The organism is Duganella callida (genome assembly GCF_004614165.1).
In the GTDB taxonomy this organism is placed as follows: Bacteria; Pseudomonadota; Gammaproteobacteria; order Burkholderiales; family Burkholderiaceae_D; genus Rugamonas; species Rugamonas callida.
This window is the reverse complement of record NZ_SPVG01000163.1, coordinates 1-3,277: the sequence shown is the minus strand read 5'-3', so window position 1 is coordinate 3,277 and position 3,277 is coordinate 1. Positions and strand designations below refer to the sequence as shown.

General features: G+C 68.8%; 3 protein-coding genes and 1 pseudogene. 3 read left to right on the top strand and 1 reads right to left on the bottom strand.

Translation table 11 applies throughout. The annotated features are described in order from the left end of the window. Positions 1 to 585: hypothetical protein (locus E4L98_RS30060; protein WP_443093090.1), on the top strand; the 585-nt coding region annotated here is incomplete at its 5' end. 2 nt (positions 586 to 587) lie between these two features. Here the strand turns inward: E4L98_RS30060 and E4L98_RS15855 are convergent. After that, on the bottom strand, positions 588 to 1,205 hold the full coding sequence (locus tag E4L98_RS15855) for a 1-acyl-sn-glycerol-3-phosphate acyltransferase (RefSeq protein WP_135202522.1): 618 nt from the start codon (positions 1,203 to 1,205) through the stop codon (positions 588 to 590). 123 nt (positions 1,206 to 1,328) lie between these two features. Between E4L98_RS15855 and E4L98_RS15850 the strand changes: the two genes are divergently transcribed. Together E4L98_RS15850 and E4L98_RS15845 are read left to right on the top strand one after the other, a co-directional pair. Beyond that, positions 1,329 to 2,693, top strand: a complete 1,365-nt coding sequence (locus tag E4L98_RS15850; protein ID WP_135202521.1) for a sigma-54 dependent transcriptional regulator — start codon at positions 1,329 to 1,331, stop codon at positions 2,691 to 2,693. Positions 2,694 to 2,861: 168 nt separating this feature from the next. Further along, positions 2,862 to 3,277: pseudogene (locus E4L98_RS15845) on the top strand (hypothetical protein); the annotation flags it as partial.

Genomic DNA, 3,277 nt, shown 5'->3' with positions numbered 1-3,277 from the left:
CGCGCCGGCGGCAGCGCCAGTGTGGCGGCCATGAAGGTGAACATCCCGGTCGGTACCTCGGCCGCGCGCTTCGCCACTTTTTACGCCGACACCGGCGCCGTGGGCCAGGGCAGCGACGAGCTGTATCTGATGATCCTCGATGCGCAGGGCGTCCTGGTCGGTATCAGCAATATGGACGGCACCAGCGATCAGGGGGTGCTCGGACTGGAACCGGCGCCGGGCGACTACACGGTGTGCGTGGCGGTCAAGTCGAGCTGGATCGAGACTTCGACCTTCGCGCTGAGCAGCTGGATCCTCAAGCCGGGCCAGCAGGACGCCAACATGAAAGTGCTGGCGCCGTCGGTGACCGCGCCCGGTGCGTATGGCACGGTGGCGGTGTCGTGGTCCGGGCTGGATCCGGCGCAGCGTTATTTCGGCCTGGCGCAGTTGAAGGTGGATGGCCAGGTGCAGGCCAACATCCGCGTGTCGGTGGACGCCAGCGCGCTCGGTGAACCGCTGGAGGCGGCGCGGCCGGATGCGCTGTTCGGCGCCGGCCAGCCGCGCGCCACGCCGCTGAAACTGCAGCGCCAGCCAGGCAGGCTGTAACGCTAGTCGCGCGGCTCGGCGCGGCGCTCGGCCAGCACGATGGGCGCCGCGTTGTGCGGATACAGGCCCTGGTGGCCGGCATAAATGGCGGCGATGGCCGCCATGTCGGCCTCCGGGTTGCCGCTCAGGTGCAGGTGATCGACCACGCCCAGGGTCTTGTTCGGGTAATCGATGTACACCAGCAGCAGCGGCACCCTGGCTTCCAGCGCCAGGTGATAAAAGCCGCTCTTCCAGCCGGGGCGGTAGCCGCGCGTGGCTTCCGGCGTGATCGCCAGCCAGTACCAGTCGGCGGCGTTCATGCGTTCGGCCTGCGAGCGTATCATGCCTTGCGGCGCGCTGCGGTCCACCGGTTCGCCGCCCAGCGAGCGGAACCAGCCGCCCAGCGGGGTCTTGAACAGCGAGTCCTTGGCCAGCCAACGGAACGGCAAACCCACCGCCCATTTGCCGAACAGGCCGACGATGAAGTCCCAGTTGGAGGTGTGCGGGTACACCACGGCGATGCCGCGCGGGCCGGGCAGGGGACGGTACAGCATGCGCCAGCCGAACAGCTTGAGCACGCGCAGCGCGCTGCGCTGGCCCCAGGTCGGCAGCTCGGCCGGCTTCAATTCAAATTGATTCATCCCACACCACCCATCGTTGTTTTTAACTTATATGCACTATTGACAGGCTAGTACCGACCTGCTCAAAAAAACTGCGCGCATTCTATATTGCCCTCTGCGGTGCGGCAAGCTTGAACTTTTGGCATGGTTGTCCGTCCAACCAGCATGACGAACAATGCGATACTCGGCGTGGGTGCGCTCCAGCTCAGTCTCGGACTGCCGCCCGACTGGGATGTGCGGCGCGCCGCCACACTGGCGGACGCGCGCCGCCAGCTGAACAGCCATCAGGTCGCCGTCGGCCTGCTGCTGGTGCGCGAGGGCGACGATGCCGACAGTCTGCAGGCGCTGCTGGCCGAATACTGGACCGTGCGCTGGATCGCCGTGCTGCCGCCGGCCTGGCCGGCACGGGCGCCGTGGCGCCAGCTGCTGCGCGATCACTGCGACGATTACCACACCTGGCCGCTCGACCCGGCGCGGCTGCGCCACACGCTGGGCCATGCGCTGGGCATGGCGGCGTTGCGCGATCATGCGCCGACACCGCCGATCGACGCCGCCACGTTGACCGGCCACAGCGCCGCCATCCAGCGCCTGCAGCGGCAGATTCCCAAGGTGGCGGCGGCCAGCGCGCCGGTGCTGATCTGGGGCGAGAGCGGCAGCGGCAAGGAGCTGGCGGCGCAGGCCGTGCACGCGCATTCGCCGCGCCGCAAGGGGCCGTTCGTGCCGATCAATTGCGGCGCGATTCCGGCCGCGCTGATCCAGTCCGAACTGTTCGGCCACGAGCGCGGCGCCTTCACCGGCGCGGCGCGCGACCGCCGCGGCCTGATCGAAACCGCGCAGGGCGGCTCGATCTTCCTCGACGAGATCGGCGACCTGCCGATGGAACTGCAGGCCAATCTGCTGCGCTTCCTGCAGGAGAAGACCATTTACCGCGTCGGCGGCACGCGCAGCATCGCGGTCGATGCGCGCGTGATCGCGGCCTCGCACGTCAACCTGGCGCAGGCGGTGCAGCGCGGCGCCTTCCGCGAAGACCTGTACTACCGCCTGAACGTGCTGGCGCTGGACGTGCCGCCGCTGCGCGAGCGGCGCGAAGACCTGCTGCCGCTGGCCGAACATTTTTTTGACGCCTTCTGCCACGAGCGGGCGCCGCGCGTGCGCGGCTTCAGCAGCCGCGCGGCCCAGGCCATCCGCGAGCACGACTGGCCGGGCAATGTGCGTGAACTGATCAACCGCGTGCGGCGCGCGATGGTGATGGCCGAAGGGCGGCTGATTCTGCCGCAGGACCTGGGCCTGGACGCGGCGCGCGACCCGCAAGTACCGCTGGCGCTGGACGACGTGCGCACGCGCGCCGAGCGCGACGCCGTGGCCGCCAGCCTGCAGCGCGCCGGCCGCAACATCACCATCGCCGCGCGCGACCTCGGCGTCTCGCGGATGACACTCTACCGGCTGCTGGCCAAGCATGGCCTGGGCGGGCAGTCACACGGCCGTTACACCGACGGCCAGAGTGAATGAATGGCGCCACTGTCACCGCGGCGTGACAGGCGCCGGCCGCGCCGGCGGCGCGCATGCCGCAGAGTCGTTGCGGATCAAGGACTTGGCGCGGCTGGCACCAAGTTTGCGAAAGAGGCGATGCCGGGGGCGGTCTCCGGTCACTTCATTCAACACAAGCTAGGAGCAACCATGAAACAGATTCTGATCGGCGCGGCGATGGCACTGGCCTTCAGCGCGGCTTATGCACAAACGGCGACCACCCAATCCGGCGCAGGCGCCAGCGCCAACAATAATTCGACTGCCAGCCAGGACAGCAGCACCCACGCCCAGAACAATAACAACAACAGCAGCGGCGCCGCCAGCGCCAGTGCACTGGCCGGCGTCGCCGCCAACAACGGCGGCACCGCCACCTCGACCTTCACCAACGCCTTCAACACCTCGACCGCCAACGCCACCAGCACGCTGAGCGGCGCGGTGACCGGCAATAGCGTGGAATACATCGGCAACTACGCCGACAACAGCGGCAACAGCCGCGGCGGCGCCGGCTACGGCGGGGTGGGGGGATATGCGACCGGCGGCGCCGCCGCGGCGACCGGCGGCAACGG